Source organism: Streptomyces sp. JLSY215 (genome assembly GCF_059682825.1).
Map to the genome: position 1 here is coordinate 5,726,998 of NZ_CM185022.1, position 26,445 is coordinate 5,753,442.

The 26,445-nt window shown below is 71.0% G+C and carries 25 protein-coding genes and 2 tRNA genes; 16 read left to right on the top strand and 11 right to left on the bottom strand.

What is annotated here, in order from left to right; genetic code table 11:
- Nucleotides 1-61 precede the first annotated feature (61 nt).
- From AC5677_RS25730 to AC5677_RS25740, 3 genes are all read left to right on the top strand, one after another.
- The gene (locus AC5677_RS25730) at nucleotides 62-415 is read left to right on the top strand and encodes a WhiB family transcriptional regulator (RefSeq protein ID WP_403501203.1); all 354 of its coding nucleotides are present in this window, start codon (nucleotides 62-64) and stop codon (nucleotides 413-415) included.
- Nucleotides 412-729 (top strand): putative WhiB-interacting protein, encoded by a 318-nt coding sequence (locus AC5677_RS25735; protein ID WP_497190296.1) that lies wholly within the window; start codon nucleotides 412-414, stop codon nucleotides 727-729. Before AC5677_RS25730 ends, AC5677_RS25735 begins: the two co-directional genes overlap by 4 nt.
- A 103-nt stretch (nucleotides 730-832) precedes the next feature.
- Nucleotides 833-1,033, top strand: coding sequence for a hypothetical protein (locus tag AC5677_RS25740; RefSeq protein WP_497190297.1), 201 nt, complete (start codon nucleotides 833-835; stop codon nucleotides 1,031-1,033).
- 52 nt (nucleotides 1,034-1,085) lie between these two features.
- Here AC5677_RS25740 and AC5677_RS25745 read toward each other — a convergent pair whose 3' ends face one another.
- Both AC5677_RS25745 and AC5677_RS25750 read right to left on the bottom strand, forming a co-directional pair.
- Entirely contained in the window at nucleotides 1,086-2,552 is a 1,467-nt protein-coding gene (locus tag AC5677_RS25745; protein WP_497190298.1) for an ABC1 kinase family protein, read from the bottom strand.
- A gap of 35 nt (nucleotides 2,553-2,587) precedes the next feature.
- Nucleotides 2,588-3,724 carry a ThiF family adenylyltransferase gene (locus tag AC5677_RS25750; RefSeq protein WP_497196755.1) on the bottom strand — a complete coding sequence of 379 codons (1,137 nt, stop codon included), beginning with the start codon at nucleotides 3,722-3,724 and terminating at the stop codon, nucleotides 2,588-2,590.
- 202 nt (nucleotides 3,725-3,926) lie between these two features.
- On the opposite strand from AC5677_RS25750, the gene AC5677_RS25755 reads away from it, so the two are divergent.
- From AC5677_RS25755 to AC5677_RS25770, 4 genes are all read left to right on the top strand, one after another.
- Complete coding sequence (locus AC5677_RS25755) at nucleotides 3,927-4,553, top strand: M48 metallopeptidase family protein (RefSeq protein ID WP_497190299.1); 627 nt, start codon at nucleotides 3,927-3,929, stop codon at nucleotides 4,551-4,553.
- A 110-nt stretch (nucleotides 4,554-4,663) separates the two neighbouring features.
- On the top strand, nucleotides 4,664-6,400 hold the full coding sequence (locus AC5677_RS25760; RefSeq protein WP_497190300.1) for a TerD family protein: 1,737 nt from the start codon (nucleotides 4,664-4,666) through the stop codon (nucleotides 6,398-6,400).
- 14 nt (nucleotides 6,401-6,414) lie between these two features.
- Nucleotides 6,415-7,098, top strand: coding sequence for an AIM24 family protein (locus AC5677_RS25765; RefSeq protein ID WP_497190301.1), 684 nt, complete (start codon nucleotides 6,415-6,417; stop codon nucleotides 7,096-7,098).
- A 20-nt stretch (nucleotides 7,099-7,118) separates the two neighbouring features.
- Nucleotides 7,119-7,877 (top strand): AIM24 family protein, encoded by a 759-nt coding sequence (locus tag AC5677_RS25770; protein ID WP_497190302.1) that lies wholly within the window; start codon nucleotides 7,119-7,121, stop codon nucleotides 7,875-7,877.
- 60 nt (nucleotides 7,878-7,937) lie between these two features.
- Here AC5677_RS25770 and AC5677_RS25775 read toward each other — a convergent pair whose 3' ends face one another.
- Entirely contained in the window at nucleotides 7,938-8,480 is a 543-nt protein-coding gene (locus AC5677_RS25775; protein ID WP_497190303.1) for an NUDIX hydrolase, read from the bottom strand.
- The gene (locus tag AC5677_RS25780) at nucleotides 8,477-9,958 is read right to left on the bottom strand and encodes a zinc-dependent metalloprotease (RefSeq protein WP_497190304.1); all 1,482 of its coding nucleotides are present in this window, start codon (nucleotides 9,956-9,958) and stop codon (nucleotides 8,477-8,479) included. The genes AC5677_RS25775 and AC5677_RS25780 overlap by 4 nt, the downstream gene beginning before the upstream one ends.
- 190 nt (nucleotides 9,959-10,148) lie before the next feature.
- On the opposite strand from AC5677_RS25780, the gene AC5677_RS25785 reads away from it, so the two are divergent.
- The 4 genes from AC5677_RS25785 (at nucleotide 10,149) to AC5677_RS25800 (ending at nucleotide 13,376) form a co-directional block, all read left to right on the top strand.
- Nucleotides 10,149-11,300, top strand: coding sequence for an SDR family oxidoreductase (locus tag AC5677_RS25785; protein ID WP_497190305.1), 1,152 nt, complete (start codon nucleotides 10,149-10,151; stop codon nucleotides 11,298-11,300).
- 101 nt (nucleotides 11,301-11,401) lie between these two features.
- The gene (locus AC5677_RS25790) at nucleotides 11,402-11,875 is read left to right on the top strand and encodes a molybdenum cofactor biosynthesis protein MoaE (RefSeq protein ID WP_497190306.1); all 474 of its coding nucleotides are present in this window, start codon (nucleotides 11,402-11,404) and stop codon (nucleotides 11,873-11,875) included.
- A 121-nt stretch (nucleotides 11,876-11,996) separates the two neighbouring features.
- Entirely contained in the window at nucleotides 11,997-12,179 is a 183-nt protein-coding gene (locus AC5677_RS25795) for a hypothetical protein (protein WP_497190307.1), read from the top strand.
- Between the two features lie 99 nt (nucleotides 12,180-12,278).
- Nucleotides 12,279-13,376 (top strand): YlbL family protein, encoded by a 1,098-nt coding sequence (locus AC5677_RS25800; RefSeq protein ID WP_497190308.1) that lies wholly within the window; start codon nucleotides 12,279-12,281, stop codon nucleotides 13,374-13,376.
- A 41-nt stretch (nucleotides 13,377-13,417) separates the two neighbouring features.
- Here AC5677_RS25800 and AC5677_RS25805 read toward each other — a convergent pair whose 3' ends face one another.
- Nucleotides 13,418-13,990, bottom strand: coding sequence for a PPA1309 family protein (locus AC5677_RS25805; RefSeq protein ID WP_497190309.1), 573 nt, complete (start codon nucleotides 13,988-13,990; stop codon nucleotides 13,418-13,420).
- A gap of 127 nt (nucleotides 13,991-14,117) precedes the next feature.
- Between AC5677_RS25805 and AC5677_RS25810 the strand changes: the two genes are divergently transcribed.
- The 4 genes from AC5677_RS25810 (at nucleotide 14,118) to AC5677_RS25825 (ending at nucleotide 19,464) form a co-directional block, all read left to right on the top strand.
- Nucleotides 14,118-17,018, top strand: coding sequence for a UPF0182 family membrane protein (locus AC5677_RS25810; protein WP_497196756.1), 2,901 nt, complete (start codon nucleotides 14,118-14,120; stop codon nucleotides 17,016-17,018).
- A 111-nt stretch (nucleotides 17,019-17,129) separates the two neighbouring features.
- A tRNA-Met gene (locus AC5677_RS25815) sits at nucleotides 17,130-17,203 on the top strand.
- A 217-nt stretch (nucleotides 17,204-17,420) separates the two neighbouring features.
- Nucleotides 17,421-19,271, top strand: coding sequence for a tetratricopeptide repeat protein (locus tag AC5677_RS25820; RefSeq protein WP_497190310.1), 1,851 nt, complete (start codon nucleotides 17,421-17,423; stop codon nucleotides 19,269-19,271).
- A 119-nt stretch (nucleotides 19,272-19,390) separates the two neighbouring features.
- A tRNA-Met gene (locus AC5677_RS25825) sits at nucleotides 19,391-19,464 on the top strand.
- A gap of 118 nt (nucleotides 19,465-19,582) precedes the next feature.
- Here the strand turns inward: AC5677_RS25825 and AC5677_RS25830 are convergent.
- From AC5677_RS25830 to AC5677_RS25845, 4 genes are all read right to left on the bottom strand, one after another.
- A complete protein-coding gene (locus AC5677_RS25830; RefSeq protein WP_497196757.1) occupies nucleotides 19,583-20,710 on the bottom strand; it encodes an ABC transporter substrate-binding protein in 1,128 nt (375 codons plus the stop codon).
- A 40-nt stretch (nucleotides 20,711-20,750) separates the two neighbouring features.
- The gene (locus AC5677_RS25835) at nucleotides 20,751-21,617 is read right to left on the bottom strand and encodes an ABC transporter permease (protein WP_497190311.1); all 867 of its coding nucleotides are present in this window, start codon (nucleotides 21,615-21,617) and stop codon (nucleotides 20,751-20,753) included.
- Nucleotides 21,614-22,447, bottom strand: coding sequence for an ABC transporter ATP-binding protein (locus AC5677_RS25840; RefSeq protein ID WP_497190312.1), 834 nt, complete (start codon nucleotides 22,445-22,447; stop codon nucleotides 21,614-21,616). Before AC5677_RS25840 ends, AC5677_RS25835 begins: the two co-directional genes overlap by 4 nt.
- Before the next feature lie 313 nt (nucleotides 22,448-22,760).
- Nucleotides 22,761-23,183 (bottom strand): Fur family transcriptional regulator, encoded by a 423-nt coding sequence (locus AC5677_RS25845; protein ID WP_497190313.1) that lies wholly within the window; start codon nucleotides 23,181-23,183, stop codon nucleotides 22,761-22,763.
- A 161-nt stretch (nucleotides 23,184-23,344) separates the two neighbouring features.
- Between AC5677_RS25845 and AC5677_RS25850 the strand changes: the two genes are divergently transcribed.
- Nucleotides 23,345-24,808, top strand: a complete 1,464-nt coding sequence (locus AC5677_RS25850) for a catalase (RefSeq protein WP_497190314.1) — start codon at nucleotides 23,345-23,347, stop codon at nucleotides 24,806-24,808.
- A gap of 101 nt (nucleotides 24,809-24,909) precedes the next feature.
- Here the strand turns inward: AC5677_RS25850 and AC5677_RS25855 are convergent, their stop codons facing one another.
- The gene (locus AC5677_RS25855; protein ID WP_400068766.1) at nucleotides 24,910-25,311 is read right to left on the bottom strand and encodes a CBS domain-containing protein; all 402 of its coding nucleotides are present in this window, start codon (nucleotides 25,309-25,311) and stop codon (nucleotides 24,910-24,912) included.
- A 160-nt stretch (nucleotides 25,312-25,471) separates the two neighbouring features.
- Complete coding sequence (gene hisN / locus AC5677_RS25860; RefSeq protein ID WP_497190315.1) at nucleotides 25,472-26,275, bottom strand: histidinol-phosphatase; 804 nt, start codon at nucleotides 26,273-26,275, stop codon at nucleotides 25,472-25,474.
- Nucleotides 26,276-26,445 lie beyond the last annotated feature (170 nt).

A 26,445-nucleotide genomic window follows, 5' to 3' on the forward strand; every position in this document is an offset into this window, starting at 1 on the left:
CCTTTTGTTTGCCCCACGCGCCCGCCACCAGCCGGGCCGAAACAGACGAGGAACACACACCGTGCAACTGCAGACGCACACCCCGTCCGTAGCGACCGACCTGATCCCTCCGCCCGACCCCCAGGAGAACTCCTTGCTGCCCCTCACCGAGCTCGACGACGAGATCGACCGCCTTGGCACCGCCGTCCCGTGCCGCACCTATGACCCCGAGGTCTTCTTCGCGGAGTCCCCGGCCGACGTCGAGTACGCCAAGACGCTGTGTCAGACCTGTCCCGTCCGCGAGGCATGCCTCGCCGGCGCCAAGGACCGCCGTGAGCCGTGGGGCGTCTGGGGCGGAGAGCTCTTCGTCCAGGGCGTTGTGGTGGCCCGCAAGCGTCCGCGTGGCCGTCCGCGCAAGAACCCGGTCGCGGCATGAACACCACCGGCACAGGAACGATCGACCGTCCCGGCACACGGGATCCCAAGAAGCAGGACCCCACGATGAACTCCACCCTCACCGACACGCCCGCCCCCGTGAACGCCGACGCGATCGAGTCGCGTCAGAACAGGAACCACGCCATGCAACTCATTCCAGAAGCCCTGGCGCGTGCGCATATGCATGAACGCCTTCGGGAGGCCGAATCCGAACGCAGGGCGCACCGGCTCGCCGCCGCGCGGCGTATGCAGCGGCGCGCCGAGCGTGCGTCGCTGCGCGCCCGCCGCGCGCTGGCCATGGCCGTGATGCAGTAACGGGGGTCTGCATCCACCACACGGGGTCCGTCCGGAAGGGCGGGCCCCGTGTGACGTTGCGGCGTTGTATCCGGGTTGATGCCGTTGGCGGGGATATCGTCGGATGGTGGAACAGCAGACGCATGAACAGGCGGAGTTGACCGGCGACCACACCGTGTGTGCCGGCTGTGGCGCGGTCGCCGAGGGCACACCGCCGACCTGGACCTGCTCCGTCGAGAACGGCGAGCGTCGTTACTTCTGTGAGGCCTGCGCGCGGGAACACATCCGGGCCATCGAGGGGCGGCTGGACTCCAGCTGGTGGTGAGGGGCGGGCGGGCGGCCACCGCGGAAGCCGCCCGGCCCGCCGGGCCGCGCGCTCAGGCGGGGCTCTCCCGGAGGGGCTCCTTCTCCTCCTCGGCGCGGGCGGCGGCCTCGATGTCCGCGTCGATCTCCTGGACGATGTCCGCCTCCTCCGCCGTCAGCCCGGCCTCTTCCTCTTCCGGCTCTTCCGCCACGAACCCGGGCAGCCACGCCGCCAGCTCGTCCCGGAGCCGTACCGTCGCCCCCAGCTGGCACAGCACTCCGATGGTGCTCAAGGTCACACGGTGGATCAGCAGATACGCGGGCGGCAGATTGAGCCGCTTGCCCAACTGGTGGGCGGGGGATCGGGGGTCGCCGATCCGGGTCGCCTGCCGGCGCATCCAGTCGCGGGTGAAGGTGAACTCCTCGACCTGCGCCGGTTCGATGATCGGCAGCAGATATTCCAGTACCGCGTCCGGATCCAGCTCGATGGTGTCCTTGACGAAGCCCTCCTCGCACAGCAGCTGGTAGACCGCTTCGGCCTCGCCTTCCAGCGTCATCCGCAGCGAGCTGCCGATGGTCGGCGGCAGGCCCTCGGGCAGCCGGTCCACCGTGCCGAAGTCCAGCACCCCCAGCCGCCACCGGTCGGCGGGCCCGTCCGGGTCGTCGCCGGTCAGCAGCCGGAAGTTGCCCGGATGCGGGTCGGCGTGCAGCAGGCCGGTGCGGGCCGGGCCGGAGAAGAGGAAGCGGGCCAGGAGCTGTCCGGCCCGGTCCCGCTGCTCCTCGGTGCCGTCCGCGATGATCTCGGACAGCGGTACGCCGTCCATCCACTCCGTCACCAGCACCTGGTCGCTCTGGTGGATGACGGCCGGTACGACCACATCCGGGTCGTCGGCGAACTCCTCGGCATGCGCCTGCTGGGCCTCGGCCTCCAGGGCGTAGTCCAGCTCCTCGGAGACCCGGTCGCGCAGCTCGGTGATCAGCGGCTTGATGTCCATGCCCGGGATCAGGGGCCCCAGCAGCCGCGCGAACCGGCTCAGCTGGGTGAGGTCCGACAGGAGTGCCTTGCCCGCCCCGGGATACTGCACCTTGACGGCCACCTCGCGGCCGTCGTGCCACACCGCCCGGTGCACCTGGCCGATGGATGCGGCGGCCGCCGGCTTGTCCTCGAACTCCTCGAACAGCTCCCGCCAGTCGTCACCGAGCCGCTCCGTCAGCACGGAATGCACCGTGCCGGTCGGCATCGGCGGCGCCGCTTCCTGAAGCTTCGTCAGCGCGGCGCGGTAGGGCCCGGCGATCTCCTCCGGCAGCGCGGACTCGAAGACCGACAGCGCCTGCCCGAACTTCATCGCACCGCCCTTCAGCTCGCCGAGCACCTTGAAGAGCTGTTCCGCGGTGCGCTGTTGGAGCTCGCGACCGACGATCTCGGCGGATCTGCCGCCTATCCGCTTACCCAGGCCCCAGGTGGCACGGCCGGCGAACCCCAGCGGCAGAGCGGCCAGCTTGGCGGTGCGGGTGACCGCCTTGCGGGGAAGATCAGACATGCGCCCCTCCAACTCACACTGTCCCCCTACCGGGGTTACTCCGTCATTGTGGCGTCTCGTGTTCGAGAATCCGAGGCGCCCGCCCAACCGGCTGAAGCGGCGGCACCGCAGCCGCACTCGCGATGCGGCCCGATCCGCACCGTGCGCACGCTCGCACACGGCAGCGCAAGCTCCATCCGCGCCCCTGTGCACGGCGGGAGTTCGCCGTCGAGGAACGTCAGCGCCTGCACGGCGGCGAGCCCGGCCACCGCCGTCGCCAGTGCGGCATCACAGGCAGGTACGGCGGTCGACGCCCGTCCCGACCGCCACTGCGAGAGCAGCCGGGGCCACGCCGGCTCCGCATCCGTACGCGCCAACTCGTCGCACCGGGCGCACGCCGAACCGCCCGGCAGGACCAGCGGACCCACCACTCCCGTGCCCTCGATCACACCGGCGTAAAGATGCGGAATGCCGGCCGTGAGCAGCGGTTCGGACAGGACGGGGTCGGGGGCGTACGCGGCGAGGCCGTCGCGCGGGGTGAGCACCACCAGGGACAGTCCCGGCTCGCCGGAATCGCTGACCGGACCCCGTGGCCGCGGCGGGCGGCTCCAGGGGGATGCCTCCTGGACCAGCCGCCGGGCGGAGGCGTCGCGCCGCTCGCCGATCCGCTCGGCCGGCAGTCCGCCCGGTGTGACGTCCCACGGTTCGACGGTGCCGCCGTCCAGCACCTCCACCCGCCCGAGCCCCGAGGCCGAGAGCAGCGCCGCGACCGCGGCCCCCACCCGCCCCGTCCCGCGCACCCGTACCCGGACTCCCCGCCGTGCCCCCATCCGGCCCAGGGCGCCCGCCGCTTCGGGATGCCGCACCGACAGCGACGCCAGATCCGGCCGCAGCCGCTCGAACGCCGGGCCGTCCGCCCGTACCGCATCGGCCGCCGGGCCGCCCGCGGCCGGGGCCTCCAGCAGTCCGGCCGCGCCCAGGCGTTCCACCACACCTCGCGCATGTGCGGGTGGGAGGTCCAGTGCCCCGGCCGCCGCGACCAGCTGCCGCAGGGTGCGGGTGCCGTCGATCATTCCCAGGAAGCTGCCGGTCGCGGTGTCGACCGGCCGCACCACCTTCGCGTGCGCCGGTGCCACCCCGAACCGCACCGTTTCCCTGTCCGGCCAGCCGCGCCGCAGCGCGGGCTTGAGCATCGGATGCATGAGCCGCCCCCCGTCTTTCGTCGTCCTGCGCTCAGCATGCGGCAGACGCAAGCGGCGTGGGAGTTATCCACAGGGGGGTTATCCACCGGCATCAGGTATTTGTCGGGCAAGCGGTGCGCACCATGGAGTGTTTCGGCGGCGAACCGTCCGCCGGGCGGGACTTCGCCCGGGGCCAGCGGGTAACGTCGGGCGCGTGCCCGCCGACCCTTCCCCACGCGGCTCCGGAGAGACACCCCTGCGCCGCGCCGCAGACACTTCGCGCGGGGCTGCCCAGAGCCCGAAGGCCCGCGGATCGGGGGCGCGTGCGGTCGAGGTGCGCCGCAGCTCACGGCGGCGCAGAACGGTCTCCGCGTACCGCGAGGGCGACCGTACGGTGGTCCTGATCCCGGCCCGTATGTCGGAGGCCGAGGAGCAGCGCTGGGTCACCGTCATGCTGGACAAGCTCGCCGCCCAGGAGAGCAAGCGGATGCTGGGCGACAGCGAGCTCGCCGAGCGGGCCGAGCGGCTGTCGGGCCAGTTCCTTGAGGGCCGCGCCCGGCCCGCGTCCGTGCGCTGGGTGACCAATCAGAACACCCGCTGGGGATCGTGCACCCCGGCCGAGGGCAGCATCCGTCTCTCGCACCGTCTGCAGGGCATGCCGGAGTACGTCATCGATTACGTCCTGCTGCATGAGCTCGCCCATCTCCTCGTCCCCGGCCACGGCCCGGGGTTCTGGCGCCTGCTGGAGTCCTATCCGCGTACGGAACGGGCCCGCGGCTACCTCGAAGGGGTCGTCGCGGCCGACAGGTTGCCGCATCTGCCCGCGGCGCGCAGCGAATGACGGCCGCGCCGGGCGGCATTGGCAATGCACCCGGCATCGCCCGTTGTCGGCGGCAGCGGTTAGCCTGGCGCTGACGAACTCACAGCGGGAGCGGGGGACGGTCGTAACGTATGGCCAGGGAATTCCAGCGGGGCCACAAGGCCAAGGTCAGTGATCTGACGGCGGGAACGGATCTGTACGTCGGCGTGCAGATCGGCGGATCCGGCCTGACCTTCGACATCAGCTGTTTCGGTCTGGACGCCGGGGAGCGGCTGTCGGACGACCGTTACTTCATCTTCTTCAACCAGCCCAAGTCGCCCGAGGAGTCGATCCAGCTGCTCGGCGCGCAGGCCGGCGACGCCGAGTCCTTCCGGGTCACCCTCGACAAGATCCCGCCGCACATCCAGAAGCTGTCCTTCACCGCGGCGCTCGACGGCGCGGGCCAGATCTCCCAGATCGGCCCCGGCTACATCCGGATCGTGGCCGGCGGCGAGGAAGTCGCCCGTTACTCCTTCGACGGCAGCGAGTTCAGCACCGAACGCGCCGTCATGCTCGGCGACTTCTACCTCAAGGACGTCTGGCGGTTCGCCGCGGTCGGCCAGGGCTTCGACGGCGGCCTGGAGGCCCTGCTGAAGAACTTCGGCGGCGAGGTCGCCGAAGAGGCGGAGGCGCCGCCGGCCGCGGCCCAGGGGGCACCCGGTTTCGCGCCGCCGGCCGGCGGGGCTCCCGTGCCCGCGCCGTCCTTCGCGGCCCCCGCCGCGCCCGTACCGCCGCAGCAGCCCGCGCCCGACTTCGGCCCGCCCCAGGGCGCGCCCCCAGCGGTCCCGCAGCAGCCGCAGGTGCAGCAGCCCCAGCAGCCCCAGGCGCCCGTCGCGCCGCAGGTGCACAACGCCCCGACGATCGCCGCCCCCATGGTTCCGCCCGGTGGCCAGGTCCCGCCGCCGCCCGGCGTGCCCGGTCCGCCCGGACAGCAGCAGCCCGCGCCCTACGGCCAGCCCGCGCCCGGCGGCTACCCCGGACAGCAGGCCCCGCAGGCGCCCCCGTACGGCCAGCCGGCGCCCGGCCAGCCGGTGCCGGGACAGGACCCCTACGGCCAGCCCGGCCAGTTCCCCGGCCAGCCCGCCCCGTACGGCCAGCAGCCGCCCCACGGCGCCCCGTATCCGGGCCAGGCCCCGGCCGCCCCCCACCAGGGCGGCGCTCCCGCCGCCCCCGGACTGGGCGTCGTCCTGGACAAGTACAAGGAAGCGCCCACCGGCCTGCGCTGGACCCCGCAGAACGCCAAGCTGATCCGCGTCGACCTCGGCGTCGACGGACAGCCGGTGCTCGCCAAGCAGGGCAGCATGGTGCTCTACCAGGGCAAGGTCGACTTCGGCTACAAGGGCGCCGGCTTCCGCGGCCGGATCACCGGCAACGCCACCGGCCAGGAGATGCAGCTGATGCGCTGCACCGGCCAGGGCCAGGTCTTCTTCGCGGAGAACAGCGCCCATGTCCACCCCATCGAGCTGCAGGGCGACGCCATCTGCGTCTCCGCCGAAAGCGTGCTCGCCTTCGACGAATCGCTGCAGCACGAGGTCCGCCGCATCGAGGGCCACGGCATCCCCGGTGGCGCCCTGTTCACCATGCAGTTCCAGGGGACCGGCACCCTCGTCGTCAAGACCCAGGGCACGCCCGTCGTGCTGCCGGTCACCCCGACCACTTTCGCCGACGCCAACGCCATCGTGGCCTGGTCCGCCGCCTCCCAGGTGATCATCTCCAGCCAGGTGAGCGTGCGCCGGCAGGCCTACCCGGGCCACTCCGGCGAGAGCGTGAACCTCCAGTTCCGGGGCGCGCCCGGCAACTTCATCGTCGTCCAGCCCTACGAGGTCTGAGGGAGCCCGTAATCATGACCCAGCAGCAGCTGTCGGGCTACGTCCCGACCCCGCCCGCCGCCCGTATGGAGAACCACGGCAGCGCCATGGTGAAGATCGCCATGCAGAGCGGCCAGGACGTCTTCGCACGCACCGGCTCGATGGTCGCCTACGAAGGCTTCGTCCAGTACGAGCCCAACCCGCCCGCCGTCCGCCAGATGGCCTCCCAGTGGCTGACCGGCGAGGGCGCCCCGCTGATGAAGTGCTCCGGGGACGGCCTGCTCTTCCTCGCCGACTACGGCGCCGATGTGGTCTGCATCAACCTCAACGACGATGCGCTCTCCGTCAACGGCACCAACATCCTCGCCTTCGACGCCCACCTCCAGTGGGGCGTGCAGCGCGTCAAGGGCATGGCGAAGTTCGCCGGCCAGGGGCTCTTCAACGTCGGCATCGCCGGCACCGGCTGGGTCGCGCTGACCTCCCGGGGCGCGCCCGTCGTCGTCGACTGCGGCCGCGGCGACGACGAGACCTATGTCGACCCGGACGCGCTGGTCGCCTGGTCGACCAACCTCAAGATGAAGGGCAAGCGCAGCTTCAAGGCGTCCTCGATGATCGGACGCGGCAGCGGCGAGGCATACCAACTGGGCTTCTCCGGCCAGGGGTTCGTCGTCGTCCAGCCCAGCGAGGACAGCACCGACCGGCTCCGGGCCCGGGGCTGAGGGGGAGGACCGAACACGCCATGCAGAGTCCGCTTTTCGCCTTCACCGAGGCACAGACCCAGGACCGCTACGCCCTGCAGAACGATCAGTTGCTGCGGGTGGCCCTTACCGGCCACGAAGACCTCCTCGCCCGTAAGGGCAGCATGGTCGCCTATCAGGGCCTGCTGGAATTCGAGGGCAACTACCAGACCCAGGGCCAGCACCACGCCCGCGCGGTCTCCGGCGAGGGCCTGGACCTGATGCGGGTCTCCGGCCAGGGCACGGTCTATCTGGCCAACCTCGCCCAGTACATCCACGTCGTCGACGTCGACCACCAGGGCCTGACCGTCGACAGCAGCTATGTCCTGGCGCTGGACTCCGCCCTCCACTGGGACGTCGTCTCCGTCGACAGCCAGTACGGCATCGCCGGCACCGGCAAGTACCAGCTCAACATCTCCGGGCAGGGCAAGGTCGTGCTGATGACCTCCGGCCAGCCGCTGATGCTGCAGGTCACGCCCGAGAAGTACGTCAACGCCGACGCCGATGCGGTGGTCGCCTGGTCCAAGTCGCTGCGGGTGCAGATGCAGGCGCAGACGCACTCCTCCGGGGTGTGGCGGCGGCGCGGCAACACCGGCGAGGGCTGGGAGCTCAGCTTCCTCGGGCAGGGCTATGCGCTGGTGCAGCCCAGCGAGCTGCTGCCGCCGCAGAACGCCGTGATCGGGTCCGGGATGGCCGCCCAGTTCGGCATGGGCCAGCACGGCGCCCACGGAGCCAACCAGGGCAACATCTTCACCAACTGACCTGCCGCGCCCGCGAATCCGGCGCCCGCCCCTCGCCGGGGACGGGCGCCGGACGCGTCCTCAGGCGGACTGCCGCAACAGCGCGCGGGTGCGCTCCACCAGGCGCACCACCGACGCATCGGCGACGGAGGCCACCTCGTCGTACCGGAACCAGCGCAGGTCCAGCGACTCGTCGCTGATCGCCGCCTCGGCGCCCTCGGGGGCCAGCGCGGCGTACTGGACGTCCAGATGCCAGGCACAGGGCGTGTGATGACGGTCCAGCCGCACCGGCCCGCCGGGCAGCAGGGCCAGCCCCTGGGCGATCCCGGACTCCTCCCGGGCCTCCCTCAGGGCCGCTTCCGCCAACGTCGCGTCCTGTGGCTCGCAGTGCCCGCCCATCTGCAGCCACATCTCCAGCTTGCGGTGCAAGGTGAGCAGCACCCGGCCGCCGGCCGGATCGATCACCAGGGCGCTCGCCGTGATGTGGCCGTCCTTGCACGGCTTCCACATGCCGTCCTGGTGGGCGGCGAGATGGTCGAGATACGCCAGCCGCAGCCGCTCCTGGTCGTCCGACGGCGCGGGCCACTCCTTGAGCACCCGCGCCGCGTCCTCACGCAGACTCACCGGCCGTCGTCACCCTTGTCGTCGTCGGAGGCCTTGCCGTCGCCGGCCGCTCCGTCCGGGCCGTCGGCGTCCTCGGCGGGCTTGGACAGATCCGGCTTGCCGCCGCGCGCCGCCTCGCCGAGCATCTTGTCGAGCTCGGAGAAGTCCGGCTGCTCGTGGTGCACGAAGCCGTCCGGATCGTCCAGGTCGGCCGCCGTCGGCAGCATGTCCGGATGCGCCCACAGGCCGTCGCGGCCCTCCAGGCCCCGGGCGTCCGTGAGCGAGGCCCACAGCCGCGAGGCATCCCGCAGCCGCCGCGGACGCAGCTGGAGACCGATCAGGGTGGAGAACGTCTGCTCGGCCGGGCCGCCGCTCGCCCGGCGGCGCCGCAGCGTCTCCCGCAGCTTGTCCGCCGACGGCAGATGCGGCTTGGCGGCGGCGTGCACCACCGCGTCCACCCAGCCCTCGACCAGCGCCAGCGCGGTCTCCAGGCGGGCCAGCGCCGCCTTCTGCTCCGGGGTGTCCTCGGGCTGGAACATGCCCTGCTGCAGGGCGTTCTGCAGCTCCTCGGGATGCTGCGGGTCGATCTGCCCGACCACGTCCTCCAGCTTGGTCGTATCGACCTTGATGCCGCGGGCGTAGCCCTCGACGGCACCGAACAGATGCGAGCGCAGCCACGGCACATGCGCGAAGAGGCGCTGGTGAGCGGCCTCCCGCAGGGCCAGGTACAGCCGCACCTCCTCCTCCGGCACGCCCAGGCCCGAGCCGAACCTCGTGATGTTCCCGGGCAGCAGCGCGGCCCTGCCGGCCGGACCCAGCGGCAGCCCGATGTCCGTCGAGCCGACGACCTCACCGGCGAGCACCCCCAGCGCCTGGCCGATCTGGGTGCCGAACATCGCACCGCCCATGGAGCGCATCATCCCGAGCAGCGGGCCCGCCATGGCCTGCATCTCCCCGGGCAGCACATCGCCCATCGCCGACCCCACGCGCTCGGCGAGCGGATTGACCAGGTCCTTCCACACCGGCAGGGTCTCCTCGACCCACTCGGCGCGGCTCCAGGCCACCACCGATCCGGAGCCCGACGGCAGCGACGTCACACCGTCCAGCCACAGGTCCGCCAGCCGCACGGCCTCCTCGACCGCCGACCGCTCGCCCGGCGACAGGCTCGCGTCCTTGCTGCCGTCCTCGGCGCCCTGCGCGACGGTCTGCCGCGCGATGTCCTTGGCCATGTCCCAGTTCACCGGGCCGCCCTCGTACGAGAGCATCTGGCCGAGCTTCTGGAAGGCGGCGCCCAGGTCGCCAGGGTTCATCTCGCCGCTGGGGCCGCCCATGCCGCCGAAGAGCGCCGCGAACGGATTGTCCGCGCCGCCGCTCCCGCCGCCGAACCCGAAGGGGTCCGCGGGGCCCTGGCTACCTCCCTGGCCGCCCTTCTTCTTGCCGTTGTCGCCGTCCTCCGGCTCCTCCGGCGGAAGGCCGAATCCAAATGGGGTGTCACTCACGGGTTTCCTCGGCTCGTAGGGCCATCGGCAGGAGCCGACGGCGGCTGCCCGACATCACCTCCAGCGTAGACACCCCGCCCGCTTCGGGGCTCGGTGCTTCGCCGGGGCGGTGCCTGCGGCAGGATGGACGGCACCTGGTACGTACGCGTCATCTCGCGTGCGTACTGAATTCAACCGCTGGAGACGCCCGGTGAGTTCCCCAGATCCGACCGTTCGCGCAGCGCGAAACGCTGCGGCCAAGCCCGAGCCGGCAGGCAACGGCGCAAGCGAGGCCGCCGGCCGGCCGCTGCGCCGGCCCGTCGTGGCCGTCACCGGAGCCGCCTCCGGGGTCGGCGCGCTGCTCACCCGCGCCCTGGTGGCATCCGACGAGATCAAGCAGGTCGTGGCCATCGACGAGCGGCGCGGCGAGGTCGAGGAGGCGCAGTGGCACGTCCTGGACGTCCGCGACCCGGCCATTGCCGACAAACTGCGCGGCGCCGATGTCGTCGTCCACCTTGCGCTCGATCTCGACCTGGAGACCGACGCCGCCGCCCGCACCGCCTACAACGTGCGCGGCACCCAGACCGTCCTGACCGCCGCCGCGGCGGCCGGTGTGCACCGGGTGGTGCTGTGCACCTCCGCCATGGTCTACGGCGCGCTGCCCGACAACGATGTTCCGCTCGCGGAGGACGCCGAGCTGCGCGCCACCGCGGACGCCACCGGCGTCGGCGACCTCCTGGAGATCGAGCACCTGGCCCACCGGGCGCCCCGCGCCCACCCCGGCCTGAACGTCACCGTCCTGCGCCCCACCGTCCTGGTGGGCGGCACCGACACCGCCCTGACCCGCTATTTCGAGTCACCCCGCCTCCTGGTCGTCGCCGGATCCCGCCCGGCCTGGCAGTTCTGCCATGTCGAGGACCTGGTCAGCGCCCTGGAGTACGCCGCCCTGGAGAAGGTCGACGGCGAGCTGGCGGTGGGCTGCGACGGCTGGCTGGAACAGGAGGAGGTCGAGGAGCTGTCCGGGATCCGGCGCATGGAGCTGCCGTCCTCGGTCGCCCTGGGCGCCGCCGCCCGGCTGCACCGCATCGGGCTGACCCCGTCGCCCGCCGGGGACCTCGCGTACACGATGCACCCCTGGGTGGTCAGCGGCAGCCGCCTGCACGAGGCGGGCTGGCGGCCGAAGTGGACGAACGAGGAGGTGCTGGCCGAGCTCCTGGAGGAGGCCGCCGGCCGCCACACCGTCGCAGGCCGCCGCCTGGGCCGCAAGGACGCCACCGCCGCCGGAGCCGCCGGCGCCACCGTCGCCCTCCTGGGCACCGCAGCCCTGGTCCGCCGCGCCCGCAAGGCCCGGCGCCGCCTCTGAGGCGGCGGGGCCGGTGGGCTGTATGAGCCTCCATACGGCCGCCCGGACGCCCGGTGGAATCGGCAATTCCCCCGCGCGCCCGGGTACGGCACGATGGGAGCATGTCAGCCGATACCTCACGCCCTGGCCACGACCACCCCGGAGAGCAGGCCGCCGCGGACCCGATCAGGCTCATCGCGATCCGCGACACCGCGCTGTCCGTGGACGAGGTCTTCGCGGCCGTCGGGGATGCCGCGGCGGGCGGTACGGCGCTGTTCGTCGGCACGGTCCGTTCGCACGACGGCGGTGCGGACGTCGAGGGGCTCGGCTACTCTGCGCACCCCTCCGCCGAGGAGGAGATCCGCAAGATCGCCGAGAAGGTGGTCGCGGAGTACCCCGTCCGGGCGCTGGCCGCCGTACACCGAGTGGGTGATCTGGCCATCGGTGATCTGGCGGTCGTCGTGGCGGTCTCCTGCCCGCACCGGGGCGAGGCGTTCGAGGCGTGTCGCATGCTGATCGACGACCTCAAACACCAGGTTCCCATCTGGAAGCACCAGACGTTCAGTGATGGTGCAGAGGAGTGGGTAGGGGTTTAACGGGGGCGGCGGCCGCCATTGCTCCGGTTGCGTAACCCGCCCCCTGGCGTAACCGTTGACCCATCGGATGGTTAATCTGCTAATCGTCGATTGCGGTCGTACAAGGGGTTGGGAGGTCGCTGTGGGTGCGCTCCTGTGGTTGCTGGTTCCGGTTCTGGCCGCGCTTGCTGCCACGGTGTGGAGTACCTGGACCCAGCGCAGCCGTAAGGCCGGGGACGGCGAGGAGCTCGCCGGCTACGCCCGGTTCCGTGAGGCGATGGAGCGGGAACATTCCGTTTCCGATGCTGCCTCGGACGCCGCCTGACGGCCTCCCGGCGTATGCGTGAGCAACGGCCCTAGCTCCGCGTTCCCGTACGGACGGCCCCGCGGGCCGGTTGTCATACCCGTCCCGTACTGTCGTTCCATGCCACGCCGCACCGCGACGCTGCTCGCCTCGACACTGATGCTGATCGCGCTGCTCTGCACGGCGGTGCTGATCCCCGCGCCGTACTCCGAGATGTCACCGGGACCGACGGTGAACACCCTCGGCGATCACGACGGCTCGCCGGTGCTGCAGATCGCCGGGCACAAGACGTACCAGCCGACCGGTCATCTCAACATGACCACGGTCCGGGTCACGGGCCCCGACTACAGCATGAACGTCTTCTACGCGCTCGTCGGCTGGCTGGACCACGACAGCGCCGTGGTGCCGCACAAGACGCTCTACCCCGAGGGGCAGACGGCCGAGCAGGCCGACCAGGAGAACGCCGAGGAGTTCACCCAGTCCCAGGAGAGCGCCAAGGTCGCGGCGCTCCAGCAGCTGCACATCCCGGTGGCGGCGCAGACGGTGGTGGCCTCCGTCATGAAGGACAAGCCGGCCGACGGGCGGCTGCACGCGGGCGATGTGATCACGGCCGTGGACGGCAAGAAGGTCAAGGCGGTCGGCGATGTCGCCAAGCTCGTCACCCGGCACAAGCCGGGCGAGAAGGCCGTCTTCACGATCATCCCCGCCAAGGTGGCGGCCGCGGCGGAGAAGAAGGGCCACAGGCCCGAGGGCGGGCAGCAGCGGATCGCCGTCACCACGGCCAAGGCGCAGGACGGCCGGGCCATCGTGGGCATCCAGGCCGGTGTGGACCACATCTTCCCGTTCCCCATCGACATCAAGCTGGCCGATGTGGGCGGGCCCAGCGCCGGGCTGATGTTCGCGCTCGGCATCGTCGACAAGCTGACGCCCGGCAACATGACCGGCGGCAAGTTCGTGGCCGGTACGGGCACCATCGACGACAAGGGCAAGGTCGGCCCGATCGGCGGCATCTCGATGAAGACGGTCGGCGCCCGGGACAAGGGCGCGCAGTTCTTCCTGACGCCGAAGGAGAACTGCGCGGCCGCCGCCAAGGACACCCCGCAGGGCCTGACCCTGGTGAAGGTCGGCACCATAGGCGACGCCGTCAAGGCACTGGAGAAGATCCGTAAGGGCGACACCGCCGGCCTGCCGAGCTGCAGCCCGGCAGGCCGGTCGTAGGTCACACGGGGAGGGCGTCGGGGACGGGCCGAGGGCCCGTCCTACGCCTCGAAGGTCGCGGCCAGCGCGTCCGCGAGACCCGGCACCAGCGCGGAGCCGGTGAGGACCTCGGACGTGGAGTCCTTCTCGCGCAGCCGCAGCGCCGATTCGCGCGCACCGTCGCGCAGCACGGCCACCGTCATACGGACCTCCTGACGGTCCGGGTGCTCGGCGACCCACTTGGCGAGCTGCGCCTCGTCCATGCCCTGGGGCACGGAGTCCTCGGCGGACGGCGGCAGCATCAGCCGCTCCACGGTCAGCGCGCAGCCGGCGACGGCGTCCGGCCAGGCGATGGTGGCGAGGAACTCGTCCAGCGGGGCGCCGGCCGGGATCTCGTCCTGCTCGACGGGGGTCAGGGAGGCGGTGGTGGAGTCGTCGATGCCGAGCTGGGCGGCGAGCGAGGGCTCCTGATCACGCAGCTTGGCGGTGTCGACGAGGGCGAACAGTCGGGCGGGCTGGTCCCAGCCGAGCCCGGCGGCGTACTCGTCGATCTCGAGTACGGCGCGGGTCAGTGGGTCGGCGGCGAGGGGGGTGCCGGCGGCGGGAGAGCCAGGAAGGTCGGTCATGCTCAACATCGTGCCTTGTCCGTCCCGGAAATCGGGAACCGAGTAAAGCCTTCGTAAGTTGCATCACTGGGTCCTACTATCGCCGGGCCTGTTCCACACAACAGCGAATTTCGAGGTGCGCACCTTGGCTTTCCAGATGCCGGACCGCGGCTCAGGACCTTCCGGGCCACGGATCAGAGTCGGCCGACCGTCCCGGCGGGCGAGGACCCTGCTCATGACGCTGGGCGTACTGGCCGTGCTGGCCATGCTCTTCGTGATGTTCTCCGGGTTCTGGACCGACTGGCTCTGGTACCGCTCGGTCAATTACTCCTCGGTCTTCACCACGACCCTGTGGACCAAGATCGGTCTGTTCTTCGCCTTCGGCGCCGTGATGGCGGTGGCCGTCGGCCTCAACATCTGGCTGGCGCACCGGCTGCGGCCGCCGCTGAGCGCGATGTCCATGGAGCAGCAGAGCCTGGACCGCTACCGGATGGGCATCGCCCCGTTCAAGAAGTGGGCGCTGATCGCGATCACGGCGGTGATCGGGCTGATCGCGGGTGCGTCCGCGTCCGGCGAGTGGCGTACCTGGCTGCAATGGGTCAATGGCGTGCAATTCGGGCAGAAGGATCCGCAGTTCGGTAAGGACGTCGCGTTCTATGCCTTCGATCTGCCCTGGTACCGCTTTCTGCTCAGCTTCGGCTTCGCCTGTGCGGTGCTGTGCCTCGTCGCCGCGGCGCTGACGCACTACCTGTACGGCGGGCTGCGGGTGACCAGCCCCGGCTCCCGGGCGACGGCCGCCGCCACCGGCCATCTGTCGGTGCTGCTGGGCATCTTCGTCTCGCTGAAGGCCATCGCCTACTGGCTGGACCGCTACGGCCTGGCGGTGAAGTCCAGCGGCCTGAAGTCGGCGGAGAACTGGAACGGGTTGCGCTATGTCGATGCGCATGCCTATCTGCCGGCGAAGACCATCCTGTTCTTCATCGCGGCGATCTGCGCGGTGCTGTTCTTCGCCACGCTCTGGCGCCGCACCTGGCAGCTGCCGGTGATCGGCTTCGGCCTGATGGTGCTCTCGGCGGTCCTGATCGGCGGGCTGTATCCGGCGATCGTGCAGAAGTTCCAGGTCCAGCCGAACGAGGCGAGCAAGGAAGCGCCGTACATCAAACGCAACATCAAGGCGACCCGGGACGCGTACGGCATCAAGGACTCCGAGGTCAGGCGGTACAACGGCGACGACAAGCCCGTCGACAAGGAGGACAAGCAGCGGCTGCGGGACGCGGCGGACACCACGGCCAGCATGCGGCTGCTCGACCCGAACGTGGTCTCGCCGGCCTTCCAGCAACAGCAGCAGGTGCGGGCGTACTACCAGTTCCCCTCCACCCTTGACGTCGACCGCTACAAGGACAAGAACGGCGTCGAGCAGGACACCGTCATCGGTCTGCGCGAGCTGAACGTCGCCGGGATCTCGGACCACAACTGGATCAACGACCACTTCAAGTACACCCACGGCTATGGCGCGGTCGCCGCGAAGGGGACCGAGACGGCCGACGGCGGCGGCCCGAAGTACAGCGAGTCGGACCTGCCGGCCAAGGGGCAGCTCCCCAAGTACGAGCAGCGGGTGTACTACGGCGAGAAGACCTCGCAGTATTCGATCGTCGGCGGTCCCCAGCAGGAACTGGACTATTCCGACGACACCGGCGAGAAGAACTATCGCTACAAGGGCAAGAGCGGGGTGAATCTGTCCAACCCGATCAACCGCGCCGCGTACGCGGTGGCGTTCGGCGAGCCGCAGATCCTCTACTCCGGCGCGATCGGCGACGGCTCGCGCATCCTGTACAACCGCACGCCCAAGGAGCGGGTCGAGGCGGTCGCGCCCTGGCTGACCATCGACGGCGATGCCTACCCGGCGGTCATCAAGGGCCGGATCCAGTGGATCGTGGACGCCTACACCACCAGCAACGGCTACCCGTACGCCTCGCGCACCACGCTGGGGGACACCACGGCCGATTCGCTCACGGACGGACAGCGGGCGGTGGTGGCCCAGGAGAACCAGGTCAACTACATCCGCAACTCGGTCAAGGCGACGGTCGATGCCTATGACGGTTCGGTCAAGCTCTATCAGTGGGACGAGAAGGACCCGGTCCTCAAGACCTGGATGAAGTCGTTCCCCGGCACGGTCACGAAGAAGGACGCCATCAGCCCCGAGCTGAAGGCCCATCTGCGGTATCCGCAGGACCTGTTCAAGGTGCAGCGGCAGCTGCTGACCACCTACCACGTCACCGACCCGGGCACGTTCTACTCCGGTTCGGAGCGCTGGCAGGTGCCGAGCGACCCGACGACCAAGTCGGGCAACTCCGTGCCGCCGTACTACCTGAGCATGAAGATGCCGGACCAGAAGGAGCAGGCCTTCTCGCTGACGACGACCTTCACGCCCAACAAGAAGGACAACCTGGGCGCCTTCATGGCCGTCGACGCCGATGCCACGAGCCGCGACTACGGCAAGATCAGACTGCTGAAACTGCCCGCGCAGACACCGGTGCCCGGCCCGCAGCTGGCGCAGTCGAAGTTCAACTCCGATCCCACGATCGCCAATGAGCTCAACATCCTCAAGAAGGGCGATTCGGAGATCGAGTACGGCAATCTGCTGACCGTCCCACTGGACGGCGGACTGCTGTACGTCGAACCTGTCTATCTGCGCGGCGCCGGCACCAACTATCCGCTGCTGAAGAAGGTGTTGGTCAGCTACGGCGACAGCAAGCCGGTGCTGGAGAACTCCCTCAAGGACGCGCTGGACGTCGTCTTCGGCAAGAAGGAGCAGGGTACGGGCACCAAGCCGCCGGGCGGCGGCGATACGGGCGAACCGCCGTCCAACCAGACGGTGCAGCAGGCGCTGAGCGACGCCGAGAAGGCCTACGACGAGGGCGAGAAGGCCCTTGAGCGCAAGGACTTGGGCGCGTACGACGCGGCCAAGAAGAAGCTCAAGGCGGCGCTGGACCGGGCGGCGGAGGCGTCCGAGAAGGCGAAGTCGTCCGGCAAGGGCGGCGGCGCGTCCGGCGGCTGAGCGGCCCCGCGTCAACTGCGGTGCGTGCGGCCGCCGGTGAACCTGCCGGCGGCCGCACGACGGCCGTGGTCGGGGCGCTCCCCGGCATCGTGATAGCGTGAGGACACACGACGCGGGGTGGAGCAGCTCGGTAGCTCGCTGGGCTCATAACCCAGAGGTCGCAGGTTCAAATCCTGTCCCCGCTACTGAAGATGAAGGCCCGGATCTTTCAGGATCCGGGCCTTCGTCATGTGTGGGTAGGCGATTTCGGCCGATGCTGGTCAAGGCCGCGTCGAACTGCCGATGTGGTGAACCTGTGTGCTTGAGTTTGGCAAGTCGCCGTGTCGGGAAGTCGACAAACCGCTGAAGTGACCTCACTGGCTGCGGTATACCAGGTGTACGCGGGTTACAGGTGATGCGACGATGGCTGTTATGGGGGACAAGGCAAGGTTGTTGGAGACGGACCGGTTTGTGCATGCGCCCGACGACGGGCGCGAATCCGAGCTGCCGATGGACGCGATGGAGGCCGCCGAGGCCGCCGAAGCATCCGATGCGGTCACCGAGACCGGCCACCGGCGGGCCGCCGAGGCGGGTGACACCGCCGCCATGAGTGCGCTGGGCGCGATGCTGCTGCGCCGCGGCGACCTGGACGGCGCCGAGCCGCATCTGCGCTCCGCCGCCGCGGCCGGCGACCGCGCCGCGGCCAACAACCTCGGCGTACTGCTCCACCAGCGGGGCTACGGCGACGAGGCCGCCGGCTGGTGGCGGATCGCCGCCGTCGCCGGTTCCGCGGCGGCCGCGCACGCCATCGGCCGGCACTACCGCGAGCGCGGCGACGAGCCCGCCGCCGAGTACTGGCTGCGCCAGTCCGCCGAATCCGGCCACTGCCTGGGCGCGTACGCCCTCGCCGACCTCCTCGAACACCGCGGCGACGTCGGCGCCGAGCGCTGGTTCCGCGCGGCCGCCGAGCGCGGCCACCGCGAGGCCGCCTACCGCCTCGCCCGGATCATCGAGGACGGCCGCGACAGCGACCGCCGTACGGTGCCCGCCTACGGGGAGCTGACCCGGCAGGCCGAGGCCGAGCAGTGGTACCGCCAGGCCGCCGCCCGCGGCCACCGCCGGGCCGCCCTCCAGCTGGGCGCGCTCCTGGAGGACCGCGGGGACATCCAGGAAGCGGGCCGCTGGTACCTGTCCGCCGCCAAGGACGGCGAGGCACGGGCCGCCTGCGCGCTGGGCTTCCTGCTGCGCGACGCCGGGGACGAGGAGAGCGCCGCCGAGTGGTGGCGGCGGGCCGCCCAGGACGGCGATGGCAACGCTGCCAACGCACTGGGCGCGCTGCACGCCGACCGCGGCGAGCTGGGGACCGCCGAACGCTGGTACCGCGTCGCGCTGGACGCCGGCGACGTCAACGGCGCGTACAACATCGGCCTGCTGTGCGCCGCGCAGGACCGTGCCGAGGGCGGCGAGCAGTGGTACCGCCGCGCCGCCTACGCCGGGCACCGCGAGGCCGCCAACGCCCTGGCCATCCTGCTGCTCCAGCGCGGCGACGCGGCGGGCGCCGAGCCGTGGTTCTCCAAGGCGGCCGAGGCGGGCAGCGTGGACGCGGCGTTCAACCTCGGCATCCTCTTCGCCGGGCGCGGCGAGGAGCGTACGGCGCACGTCTGGTACGAGCGGGCGGCGGCGGCCGGACACACCGAGGCGGCGCTGCAGGTCGCCATCGTGCAGCTGCGCGACGGCGAGCTGCAGGACGCGGAGCGCAATCTGCGCTGTGCGGCCGGCGGCGGCAGCCCGGAGGCGGCCTTCCGGCTCGCGGACCTCCTGGACCGCAGGGCCGCGGCGGCCGGCGAGGGCCTGGCGGACAGCGACCGCACCGCGGACGACGAGAGCACCCAGTGGTACGAGCGGGCCGCGCGCCAGGGGCACCGCCGAGCCCAGGTGCGGGTTGGCATGTTCGCGGCGGCCCGCGGCGATGTCGTGGAGGCCGCGAACTGGTACCGCGCGGCGGCCGAGGCCGGCAGCCGCAACGGCGCCTTCAACCTCGGGCTGCTGCTGGCCCGCGAGGGCAGCCTCCCCGAGGCCGCCCTGTGGTGGCAGCGGGCCGCCGAGGACGGCCACGGCCGCGCGGCGCTGCGCCTGGCGCTGCTCGCCGCCCGGCGCGGCGCGCTGGCCGAGGCGCAGAGCTGGTGCGCGCACGCCGTCGAGCTGGGCCCGCCGGAGGTGGCCGAGCGCGCGGCGCGGCTGCGTACGGCGCTCCAGGAGGAGCTCAGCGCGTAGTGCTGGTCTCCGGGGCCCAGGACCGGGCTCCGGAGGCCGCCCTTGGCGCCCGGCCCTGGGGCGCGGGGAAAGGGATTTGCGCTGGTCGTCGGGCCGGGGTTAGAGTAAAGACACAACGACGCGGGGTGGAGCAGCTCGGTAGCTCGCTGGGCTCATAACCCAGAGGTCGCAGGTTCAAATCCTGTCCCCGCTACTGAAGGGCAAAGGCCCGGATCCTCAGGGATCCGGGCCTTTGTCGTGCTCCGACGTTCATGCTCCGGCGTTCGCGCTCCGGGGCCGTGCTCAGGGTTCCGTCCGCCGGGCACGCGGGGTCACGGACGGTGGCCGACGGCCTCCGCGTAGAGGGAGCGGTCGACGAGCTTGTTCTCCGGCAGCGGCGCCCCCTTGGTGACGCCGGCGTCCCGGTAGGCCTTCTGCAGCCGGTCCGCGGTGCCCTTGCGGATCTCCCAGTCCATCCGGAGCGACGGCACCGAGGCCAGGACCCCGGCATCCACCCCGAGCAGCTTCGCCAGCTCGGCGGTGAACGCCTTGTCCGCCTTGTAGTCGCCGGAGAAGTAGGTGTTGACGGTACGGATGTAGGCGCGCAGGAAGGCCACGCCCGCGTCGGGGTCGTGCTGGAGCAGGTTCGGGCCGTAGAGGGCGCCGCCGAGCGGCTCCCCCTGGGGCTGGCCGCCCAGGAACGCGTACTTCTTGTTGCCGTCGACCCGGCGCCACACCGGGTCGAGCAGCCAGGCGCTGTCCACGCCGCCGCCGGTGAGGGCGGTCAGCACGTCGGAGGAGCCGAGCTGCTGGAAGGCGACGGAGTTCATGTCGGCTCCGTGGGCGGCGAACGCGGCGTCCATCGGGTACATGATCACGGAGCCCTTGCCGATCATGGTGCCCATCCTGGAGCCCTTGAGGGAGACCGAGGAGGCGCTCCGGCCGTCCTTCAGACGCACCCACAGGCCGCTCTTGGACTTCGGGTCGGGGGAGAAGTTTCCGGCCACCCAGCGGATGTCGAAGCCGCCGTTGACGCCGTTGACGACGGCGGCCTCGGGGGCCGCCCACAGGGCATCCAGATCGCCCTTGGCCAGCAGGGGCAGCGCTTCCGGGGTGGGCAGCACCTTGAGCCGGACGTCCAGGCCTTCCTTCTTGAACTCGCCCTTGGCGAGCGCCATGCGCAGCGGGGCGACGTATTCGGCGGCGAGGGTGCCGGTGGCGACCGTGAGGGTGCGGTGCTTCTTGAGGGGGCGGGGGGCCGGTGCGCCCTTGTCGCAGCGGGCCGGGGTGCGGCCGGGGGAGCGGTCGGCGGGGTCGGTCCACGCGGCCTTGCCGCAGCCGGCAACGGGCTTGATGGTGCGGGGCTTTGCGGCGGTTCCGGTGTCCTGCTGGGCGGTGCAGCCCGCGCTGAGGGCGAGCGCTGCGAGGAGCACGGCGAGGGTGGTGGTGCGGGAGCGCAGCATGGGACCTCCGTGCGGCGGGATCGGGGGAGTTGAGAGGTCAGTTCTGGGCGCGGCCGCGGTCGCGGGGGGCCCAGGGGGTGAGGATGCGCCCGGCCAGCCGCACCAGTTCGGAGAAGAGCACGCCCAGGACGGCGACGCAGACGATGCCGACGAACATCACGTCGTTCTGGAACAGGGCGCGCGAATCGAAGATCAGATGGCCCAGGCCGTCTGCGGCGGCGATCTGTTCGGAGGCGACGATCACCAGGACGGCCACGCCCGCGGCGATCCGGGCGCCCACCAGGACGGCGGGCAGCGAGGCGGGCAGCAGGACATGGCGGAACATCTGCCAGGAGCTCGCGCCGAACACCTGCCCCGCGTCGAGGTGTCCGGCGGGAACGGCGAGCACCGCCGCCATCGTCGAGATCCATACGAAGAAGAAGACGGTGGCGGCGACGAGGGCGATCTGCGGACCTTCGCCGAGGCCGAACATGTTGAGGAAGACGGGCAGGAGGGCGAGTTTGGGGACGACGTAGAGCGCGTCGAGGAGGGGTTCCAGGGCGGCCCGTACGAGGGAGAGGGAGCCCATCAGAAGGCCGAGGAGATAGCCGGTGACGGTGCCGATGGCGTAGCCGGCCAGGACGCGCTGGAGGGTGGAGCGGACGTCCGGCCACAGCTCGCCCGCCAGGGCGCGGTGCCAGCCGTCGGCCAGGATGGTGGACGGTGCGGGGTAGACGCGGGCGTCGATCCAGGCCTGGGCGGCGGCCAGTTGCCACAGCAGGACGAGGGCGAGCGGGACGGCGGCGGCGAGGGCGAGTTCGAGGGTGTGCCGGCGGCGGTGGGTGCGTTCGGGGTGCAGTTCCTGAGGGCCGGGGCGGCGGAGCAGGAGGCGGTCGGCGGCGGGTTTGCCGGGTGCGGTGGTCATGCCGGTACGGCCCCCTTCCTGACGGCGGCGTCCCGCCCGTCGACCTCGCCGCGCAGCAGCTGCCACAACTCCGCCTTCAGGGCGGCGAATTCGGGGGTGCTGCGGACCTCGCCGGTGCGCGGGCGGGGGAACGGCGGGCGGCGTTCGGCGATGATCCGGCCGGGCCGGGCGGACATCACCAGCACCCGGTCACCGAGCACGAGGGCCTCTTCGAGGCTGTGCGTGATGAACAGGGTGGTGGTGCGGGTGGTCTGGGTGAGGTCGAGCAGCTCGTCCTGGAGGATGGTGCGCAGCTGGGCGTCCAGGGCCGCGAACGGCTCGTCCATCAGCAGGATTTCGGGTTCGACGGCGAGCGCGCGGGCGATGGCGACGCGCTGGCGCATCCCTCCGGAGAGGGCGGCCGGGTAGGCGCCCGCGAAGTCGGCGAGCCCCATGCGGGCGAGCCAGGAGCGGGCCCGTTCGTCCGCCTCCTTACGGGGCACGCGCTGGATGTCGAGGCCGAAGCGGACATTGGCCAGGACGGTCTTCCAGTCGTAGATGCCGTAGTCCTGGAAGATCATCGCGGCCGGGCGGTCGGCGCTCGCCCGGATCTCCAGCTCGCCCGCGCTGGGGCGCAGCAGGCCGGCCGCGATCCGCAGCAGGGTCGATTTTCCGCAGCCGGACGGGCCGACGATGCAGACGAATTCACCGGGCGCGATCTCGACGTCCACGGGGCCGAGCGCGGCCAGCGCCTTGCTGCCGCGGCCGAAGGAACGGGCCAGGGCGCGGGCGTGCAAGGCCGGTGGGCGGGGGGACCTGTCGGTGGGCGGGGGCGGGTGCGGCTCTCCCACGGGGTGCTCCTTGCGAGTGCGGATGCGGACAAGGGGGCGCGGGGGTATGGGGCCGGGCCCGGTCGGGCCCGATGGCCGAAAAGCATGGCCCGCCGACGATATGACGGGTCGTCAGATCCGGGCAAGGGGGCGGACGGCCCCTGATGTGCGCGGGCGCGGGAGCGGGTGCAGGTGCCGGCGGAAGCGGATCCGGGCATGCGAAAGGGCCCGGCGCCGTGGAGGGCGCGGGCTCGGTGGGGCGTACGGGGGTGGCCCCGGTGCGGTGGCGTGACGGCTCAGGGGTGGCCCGGACGGGGGCCGGCGCCCTGAGGGGTCAGGAGTGGTGGGTGCTGCAGTGGGGGCAGATGCCCCGGTAGGTCACCGTGACCTCGGAGACCTGGAAGCCGTAGCGCTCGGGCTCGGGCAGGGCCGAGAGCGGGTCGCCCTGGACGTGGACGTCGCGGATCGTGCCGCACTGCGAGCAGACGAGGTGCTGGTGGTCGTGGTGGGCGTTCGGGTCGTAGCGCTTCGCCCGGCCGTCGGTGCTCACCTCGAGCACCTCGCCGAGCGAGACCAGCTCGCCCAGCGTGTTGTAGACCGTGGCGCGGGAGATCTCCGGGAGTCGCTCGGTCGCCAGCGCGTGCACTTCGTCGGCGGTGTAGTGGACGTGGTCCCCGTCGAGGACCTCGGCGACGACGCGTCGCTGTGCGGTCAGCCGCCAGCCGCGTCCCCGGAGCCGTTCCAGCAGGTCACTCATGCCAATCACCTATCAGTCAGATACAGCCAAGGGTAGCAGTGGCCGGTCCATCACCGGATCAGGTACGAGTTTCGGGTACTTCTTGACTTAGACATTGTCCAATGTAGGATCGTGATCGGCGCAAGCCAAGGGACAGGTGGAGAACACTTCAGGAGGCGCACGTGTCGGTAGAGAGCACCACTGGACCGCTGACCACGGAGTCCGGGGCTCCGGTCGGGGACAACCAGAACAGCGAGACGGCCGGCATCGGCGGACCCGGCCTGATCCAGGACCAGCTCCTGATCGAGAAGCTCGCCCACTTCAACCGTGAGCGCATCCCGGAGCGCATCGTGCACGCCCGCGGCGCCGGCGCCTACGGCACCTTCACGGTGACCGCGGATGTGACCAAGTACACCCGCGCCAACTTCCTCTCCGAGGTCGGCAAGCAGACCGAGACCTTCCTGCGCTTCTCCACCGTCGCGGGCAACCTCGGTGCGGCCGACGCGGTGCGTGACCCCCGCGGCTTCGCGCTGAAGTTCTACACCGAAGAGGGCAACTACGACCTCGTCGGCAACAACACCCCGGTGTTCTTCATCAAGGACGCCATCAAGTTCCCCGACTTCATCCACACCCAGAAGCGCGACCCGTACACGGGCTCGCAGGAGGCGGACAACGTCTGGGACTTCTGGGGCCTGTCGCCCGAGTCCACCCACCAGGTCACCTGGCTGTTCGGCGACCGCGGCATACCCGCCACGTACCGCCACCTCAACGGCTACGGCTCGCACACCTTCCAGTGGAACAACGCCGCCGGTGAGGTCTTCTGGGTCAAGTACCACTTCAAGACCGACCAGGGCATCAAGAACCTGACCTCGGAAGAGGCCGCGGTGCTGGCCGGTCAGGACCCGGACAGCCACCAGCGTGACCTGCGGACGGCCATCGAGCGGGGCGAGTTCCCGACCTGGACCGTGCAGGTGCAGATCATGCCCGCGGAGGAGGCGGCCAACTACCGCTTCAACCCGTTCGACCTGACGAAGGTCTGGCCGCACGAGGACTACCCGCCGATCGAGATCGGCAAGCTGGAGCTCAACCGCAACCCGCAGAACATCTTCGCCGAGGTCGAGCAGTCGATCTTCTCCCCGCACCACTTCGTGCCGGGTATCGGCCCGTCCCCCGACAAGATGCTGCAGGGCCGCCTCTTCGCGTACGGCGACGCCCACCGCTACCGCGTCGGCATCAACGCCGACCACCTGCCGGTCAACCGCCCGCACGCCACCGAGGCGCGCACCCACGGCCGGGACGGTGTGCTCTACGACGGCCGCCACGCCGGCCAGAAGAACTATGAGCCCAACAGCTTCGGCGGCCCGGCCCAGACCGGTCAGCCGCTGTGGCAGCCGGCCGCCCTGAACGGCCCCACCGGCGACCACGTGGCGCCCTCGCACGCCGAGGACGACGACTTCGTGCAGGCGGGCAACCTCTACCGCCTGATGTCGGAGGACGAGAAGGAGCGCCTGATCGGCAACCTCGCGGGCTTCATCTCCCAGGTCTCGCGCGATGACATCGCCCAGCGCGCGATCGAGAACTTCCGCAAGGCGGACGCGGACTACGGCAAGCGGCTCGAAGCCGCGGTCCAGGCCCTGCGCGGCTGAATGAGCCAGCCCACCCGGCTGCTCAGTCGTCGCTTGCCGTAACAGCCGAAGAGGCCGGATGCCATGGGGCTCCGGCCTCTTCGTGCGTGCCGGTCCCGTCCTCAGGCGGGCACGACGCCGGCCCGCTCCAGTACGTCCGTGCGGCAGCGCATGATGTCGCGTACGGAGACGATGCCGACGGGTTCGCGGTCGTCCAGCACGATCAGATGGCGGAAACCGCCGCGGACCATGGCGGCCGCGGCGTCGTCGAGGGTCCAGTCCGGCGCGGCGAAGACCACGTCCGAGGTGGTGTGGGTCTGGGCGGTCTCCCGGTCGGGATTCTCGCCCGCGCCGAGGGAATTGAGGATGTCGCGCTCGGTGAGGATGCCGAGGCCGCTGGTGTCGGTGTCGAGGACGACGGCCGCGCCGACCCGACGGGCCGCCATCAGTTGTGCGGCCTGGCGGAGGGTGTGTGCGGGCCCGATGGTGAGGACCACCGTGCTCATGGCGTCTTTGACGAACATGGGCATGGAGTGGAGCCACCTCCTTGGTGAATGTGCTTGCGAAGAGATTCACAAGTTCACAAAGTGGGGGATTCTCATGTTCACATGCCTTCGCCGACACAACAAGGTCCCTCAAGGGGCAAGTGCTGGACGTCTGTCCGAAAACTCGCCCCTTCGCAGGTCAGTGGCGCTCGTCGCCGACGTACGTCAGCAGATCCTCGTGCAGCAGGCCGTTGGACGCCGCGGCGTTCCCGCTGTGCGGGCCCGGCTTGCCGTCCAGGCCGGTGAACCGGCCGCCCGCCTCCTGGACCACCACCGCGCAGGCCGCCATGTCCCACAGCGACAGCTCCGGCTCGGCGCAGATGTCCACCGCGCCCTCGGCGACCATCATGTACGGCCAGAAATCGCCATAGGCCCGGGTGCGCCAGCAGTCCCGGCTCAGATCGAGGAAGCCGGGCAGCTTGCCGCGCTCCTCCCAGCCGGTGAGCGAGGAGTACGCGAACGACGCGTCCTGGATGCGGCCGACCTGGGAGACGTGCAGCCGGGTGGCGGAGGTCAGGCTGCGGCCCGTGAAGGCCCCCAGGCCCTCGGCGGCCCACCAGCGGCGGTTGAGGGCCGGGGCGGAGACGATGCCGACCACCGGGCGGTCGCCGCCCTCGCCGCGCTCCATCAGGGCGATCAGCGTGGCCCAGACCGGGACCCCGCGCACGTAGTTCTTCGTGCCGTCGATCGGGTCGATGATCCAGCGGCGCGGTCCGGCGCCCTCGCTGCCGAATTCCTCGCCGAGCACCGCATCGCGCGGCCGGGCCCGCTGGAGCTGGCCGCGGATCAGCTCCTCGGCGGACTTGTCCGCCTCGCTCACCGGCGTCATGTCCGGTTTGGTCTCGACCTTGAGGTCGAGGGCCTTGAACCGTTCCATGGTGGCGGCATCGGCGGCGTCCGCGAGGACATGGCCGAGGCGGAGATCATCGTGATAGTCGGGCATGTGCGAACAGTATCTACTGGTATACGCAGGAGCCACACGGCCATGCCCGGCCCGCCGTGCGGGGTCATTCCACTGGCCGTGTGAGCCCGTCCGTACGGCGCGCGCCGGTCGTACGGACGGGGCGTGCGGCGCCCCTTGACAGCCCCTGGTGCCCCGTCAATTCTGTGCGC